Here is a 5,674-nt window from a genome sequence, read left to right as displayed (position 1 = left end):
ATTACGATTGGTTTTTTTGTTTGTTATTGGAAGCGAGTGGCTTGGTTTTGATTGCTACACCATTTTCCCGCTATCCGCACTACATGGTAGTTGCTCCAATCGGGGCTAAAGAGTAATGGTAATTCGATTGGTTTTTCAGATAAAGAGCGGTTTTAAAGCAAAAATTTCATCATAATCATAAGGAAAAAACTCTAAAAACAAGGGTTTTTCTTACTCCAACTGTGCAATACAGCGTTTTTTTAAATATTTCGAAGTCCAAAGTGTTATAAAACAAAAAATCCCCATCAAGTTAATGATGAGGATTCTCAAAAGAAAGGCGGCGACATACTCTCCCACAGGATTGCAGTACCATCTGCGCAGGCGGGCTTAACTTCTCTGTTCGGAATGGGAAGAGGTGAGCCCCGCCGCAATAACCACCTTAAGTCGTTATGCAAGGGTAATTAGCTTAGGCTAATCAACATTACAAAATATCTTAACATACTGAGATAAAGAAAATAATCAAAAGTTTAAGCTCCTCCCTCTTGCGAGGGAGGAATCGATACATAAGCTTACGGGTTATTAGTACTACTCGACTATGACATTACTGCCTTTACATCTATAGCCTATCAACGTGGTCATCTTCCACGACCCTTAAAAGAAATCTCATCTTGTGGTGGGTTTCGCGCTTATATGCTTTCAGCGCTTATCCCTTCCCGACGTAGCTACTCTGCAGTGCCCCTGGCGAGACAACAGATACACTAGAGGTCAGTCCAACTCGGTCCTCTCGTACTAGAGTCAGATCCACTCAAATTTCTAACGCCCACAGTAGATAGAGACCGAACTGTCTCACGACGTTCTGAACCCAGCTCGCGTGCCACTTTAATGGGCGAACAGCCCAACCCTTGGGACCTTCTCCAGCCCCAGGATGTGACGAGCCGACATCGAGGTGCCAAACCCCCCCGTCGATATGAGCTCTTGGGGGAGATCAGCCTGTTATCCCCGGCGTACCTTTTATCCTTTGAGCGATGGCCCTTCCATGCGGAACCACCGGATCACTATGCTCTACTTTCGTACCTGATCGACCTGTATGTCTCTCAGTCAAGCTCCCTTATGCCATTGCACTCTACGCACGGTTACCAAGCGTGCTGAGGGAACCTTTAGAAGCCTCCGTTACTCTTTTGGAGGCGACCACCCCAGTCAAACTACCCACCAAGCAATGTCCCCCGCCTTGCGGGGTTAGGCCTCAGATAAGCAAAGGGTGGTATTTCAACAATGACTCCACAACGCCTGGCGACGCCATTTCACAGTCTCCCACCTATCCTACACATCACTTATCCAAGGTCAATACTAAGCTATAGTAAAGGTGCACAGGGTCTTTTCGTCCCACTGCGGGTAATCGGCATCTTCACCGATACTACAATTTCACCGAGCTCATGGCTGAGACAGTGTCCAGATCGTTACACCATTCGTGCAGGTCGGAACTTACCCGACAAGGAATTTCGCTACCTTAGGACCGTTATAGTTACGGCCGCCGTTTACTGGGGCTTCAATTCAATGCTTCTCCGAAGATAACATCTCCTCTTAACCTTCCAGCACCGGGCAGGTGTCAGGCCCTATACTTCATCTTACGATTTTGCAGAGCCCTGTGTTTTTGATAAACAGTCGCCTGGACCTTTTCACTGCGGCCAGCTTGCGCTGGCGACCTTTCTCCCGAAGTTACAGGTCTATTTTGCCTAATTCCTTAGCCATGAATCTCTCGAGCACCTTAGGATTCTCTCCTCGACTACCTGTGTCGGTTTACGGTACGGGTACTGTTAATCTAAGTTTAGAGGTTTTTCTTGGAAGCCCTTAGGCACACTATCACTTTGTCCGAAGACTCCGTGTACTATCGTATTTCACCAGTTCCCGCGCATTTAACTACGGGACCTATAGCTAGGTACTTTAACGAACTATTCCGTCAGTTCGCGGTGCTTTCATCACTCCGTCACCCCATCACAATTAACAGTAGTACGGGAATATTAACCCGTTGGCCATCGACTGTCCCTTTCGGGTTCGCCTTAGGACCCGACTAACCCTCAGCTGATTAGCATAGCTGAGGAAACCTTAGTCTTTCGGTGTGCGGGTTTCTCGCCCGCATTATCGTTACTTATGCCTACATTTTCTTTTCTAACCGGTCCAGCATGAGTCGCCTCACACCTTCAGCCCTGTTAGAATGCTCCCCTACCACGTATATTACTATACATCCATAGCTTCGGTAGTATACTTATGCCCGATTATTATCCATGCTCGTCCGCTCGACTAGTGAGCTGTTACGCACTCTTTAAATGAATGGCTGCTTCCAAGCCAACATCCTAGCTGTCTGGGCAGACAAACCTCGTTTTTTCAACTTAGCATACATTTGGGGACCTTAGCTGATGGTCTGGGTTCTTTCCCTCTCGGACATGGACCTTAGCACCCATGCCCTCACTGCTGAGAAACATTATATAGCATTCGGAGTTTGTCAGGAATTGGTAGGCGGTGAAGCCCCCGCATCCAATCAGTAGCTCTACCTCTATATAACTTTACGCTCAGCGCTGCACCTAAATGCATTTCGGGGAGTACGAGCTATTTCCGAGTTTGATTGGCCTTTCACCCCTACCCACAGGTCATCCGAAGACTTTTCAACGTCAACCGGTTCGGACCTCCACTGTGTGTTACCACAGCTTCATCCTGCCCATGGGTAGATCACACGGTTTCGCGTCTACCACTACTGACTAAAGCGCCCTATTCAGACTCGCTTTCGCTACGGATCCACACCTGAAGTGCTTATCCTTGCCAGCAACGGTAACTCGTAGGCTCATTATGCAAAAGGCACGCCGTCACCCCACTAAAGGGCTCCGACCGCTTGTAAGCGTATGGTTTCAGGATCTATTTCACTCCGTTATTCACGGTTCTTTTCACCTTTCCTTCACAGTACTGGTTCACTATCGGTCTCTCAGGAGTATTTAGCCTTAGCGGATGGTCCCGCCAGATTCAGACAGGGTTTCACGTGCCCCGCCCTACTCAGGATACCACTATTGATATCTTCTCTTACTTATACGGGACTATCACCCTCTTTGGTTAACCTTTCCAGGTTATTCTAATTCAATCCGCATCAAATGTCGTGGTCCTACAACCCCAACATTGCCGTAACAACATTGGTTTGGGCTAATCCGCGTTCGCTCGCCACTACTTACGGAATCACTTTTGTTTTCTTCTCCTCCGCCTACTTAGATGTTTCAGTTCAGCGGGTTTGCCCCCTATCGGGTAATACATCTTCAATGTATTGGGTTGCCCCATTCGGATATCTGCGGATCAACTCGTATGTGCCAATCCCCGCAGCTTTTCGCAGCTTATCACGTCCTTCATCGCCTCTGAGAGCCTAGGCATCCCCCATACGCCCTTATTTTGCTTATGTATGTGGTTCTTGTATTGCTACAAGATCCTATGCTTTCTACTTTTTAATTTGTATTTTTCTTATCTCAATATGTCAATGAACTTCTGTTCTTTCGAACCTGTGGAGAATATCGGAGTCGAACCGATGACCTCCTGCGTGCAAGGCAGGCGCTCTAGCCAGCTGAGCTAATCCCCCATTTTTAGCGTTTTCGTTAACAGTTTTCAGTTAACAGTACTTCAAACGGTCACTCAACCTCTAAAATTTCCTTTTTTTATAACTTATAATACCTTTTTCAAGCCCAAGGCTTAAAAAGTAGTCCCGGGCAGACTCGAACTGCCGACCCCTACATTATCAGTGTAGTACTCTAACCAGCTGAGCTACGAGACTCTGTATTTTAAGTTATATTTTGAACTAACAGCGAGAGTAATCCCCGATCTTTCGTAAAAACCCATGAATTAAATCATTTCTCTAGAAAGGAGGTGTTCCAGCCGCACCTTCCGGTACGGCTACCTTGTTACGACTTAGCCCCAGTTACTAGTTTTACCCTAGGCAGCTCCTTGCGGTCACCGACTTCAGGTACCCCCAGCTTCCATGGCTTGACGGGCGGTGTGTACAAGGCCCGGGAACGTATTCACCGCATCATGGCTGATATGCGATTACTAGCGAATCCAGCTTCACGGAGTCGAGTTGCAGACTCCGATCCGAACTGAGAACGGCTTTGAAGATTCGCTCCTGCTTGCGCAGTGGCTGCTCTCTGTACCGTCCATTGTAGCACGTGTGTAGCCCAGGACGTAAGGGCCGTGATGATTTGACGTCATCCCCACCTTCCTCACGGTTTGCACCGGCAGTCTTGTTAGAGTTCCCGGCATGACCCGCTGGCAACTAACAATAGGGGTTGCGCTCGTTATAGGACTTAACCTGACACCTCACGGCACGAGCTGACGACAACCATGCAGCACCTTGAAAGACGTCCGAAGAAAATCTGGTTTCCCAAACTGTCGTCTCCCATTTAAGCCCTGGTAAGGTTCCTCGCGTATCATCGAATTAAACCACATGCTCCTCCGCTTGTGCGGGCCCCCGTCAATTCCTTTGAGTTTCACACTTGCGTGCGTACTCCCCAGGTGGGATACTTATCACTTTCGCTTAGCCACTCAGATTGCTCCGAACAGCTAGTATCCATCGTTTACGGCGTGGACTACCAGGGTATCTAATCCTGTTCGCTCCCCACGCTTTCGTCCATCAGCGTCAATCCACTTGTAGTAACCTGCCTTCGCAATTGGTATTCCATGTAATATCTAAGCATTTCACCGCTACACTACATATTCTAGTTACTTCCAAGTAATTCAAGCTCTACAGTATCAATGGCCGTTCCATCGTTAAGCGATGGGCTTTCACCACTGACTTATAAAGCCGCCTACGGACCCTTTAAACCCAATGATTCCGGATAACGCTTGGATCCTCCGTATTACCGCGGCTGCTGGCACGGAGTTAGCCGATCCTTATTCTTACGGTACCGTCAAGTTCCTACACGTAGGAGTGTTTCTTCCCGTATAAAAGCAGTTTACAATCCATAGGACCGTCATCCTGCACGCGGCATGGCTGGTTCAGGCTTGCGCCCATTGACCAATATTCCTCACTGCTGCCTCCCGTAGGAGTCTGGTCCGTGTCTCAGTACCAGTGTGGGGGATCTCCCTCTCAGGACCCCTACCCATCATTGTCTTGGTAAGCCGTTACCTTACCAACTAACTAATGGGACGCATGCTCATCTTGTACCGTTGGAACTTTAATTACATTGTGATGCCACATCGTAATACTATGAGGTATTAATCCAAATTTCTCTGGGCTATCCCTCAGTACAAGGCAGATTGCATACGCGTTACGCACCCGTGCGCCGGTCTCAAGTTAGCAAGCTAACTCTACCCCTCGACTTGCATGTGTTAGGCCTGCCGCTAGCGTTCATCCTGAGCCAGGATCAAACTCTTCATCGTATATTTTAATATTGTCGATTTAAGTCGCTAGGTTTTTCAATTCTACTCGAAAAAGTCTTACTCTCTCTTATATTTGAAGTAAATCTCTTTACTTCAATGCTGTCAATTCAATATGTCTATGAACGTGTCTTCTTTTATTCTGTCGCCAGCCTTTCAGTTAGCGGGTGCAAAAGTAGAACTTCTTTTCTAATCTGCAAAACTTTTTGAAACTTTTTTTTGAAAAAATTTTCTTTTCGTTTTGACCAGTATTTCAAATGAACTTCCCTCTGTTTGCGGGTTGCAAAAGTAGAAC

2 tRNA genes and 3 rRNA genes are annotated in these 5,674 nt (G+C 47.3%); all 5 read right to left on the bottom strand.

From position 1 onward, the window contains the following. Window positions 1-311: 311 nt before the first annotated feature. Window positions 312-421, bottom strand: a 5S ribosomal RNA gene (gene rrf, locus LZZ90_RS13865). Between the two features lie 117 nt (window positions 422-538). Then, a 23S ribosomal RNA gene (locus tag LZZ90_RS13860) occupies window positions 539-3,415 on the bottom strand. A 100-nt stretch (window positions 3,416-3,515) separates the two neighbouring features. After that, window positions 3,516-3,589: transfer RNA gene (locus LZZ90_RS13855), tRNA-Ala, on the bottom strand. 118 nt (window positions 3,590-3,707) lie between these two features. After that, window positions 3,708-3,781: transfer RNA gene (locus LZZ90_RS13850), tRNA-Ile, on the bottom strand. Between the two features lie 85 nt (window positions 3,782-3,866). Then, a 16S ribosomal RNA gene (locus LZZ90_RS13845) occupies window positions 3,867-5,382 on the bottom strand. Together the 16S, 23S and 5S rRNA genes with 2 tRNA genes alongside form the textbook arrangement of a ribosomal RNA operon. Between the last annotated feature and the right edge of the window lie 292 nt (window positions 5,383-5,674).

The organism is Flavobacterium sp. SM15 (assembly GCF_022012335.1).
Classification (GTDB): domain Bacteria; phylum Bacteroidota; class Bacteroidia; order Flavobacteriales; family Flavobacteriaceae; genus Flavobacterium.
This window is presented reverse-complemented; position numbering and strand designations above follow the sequence as displayed.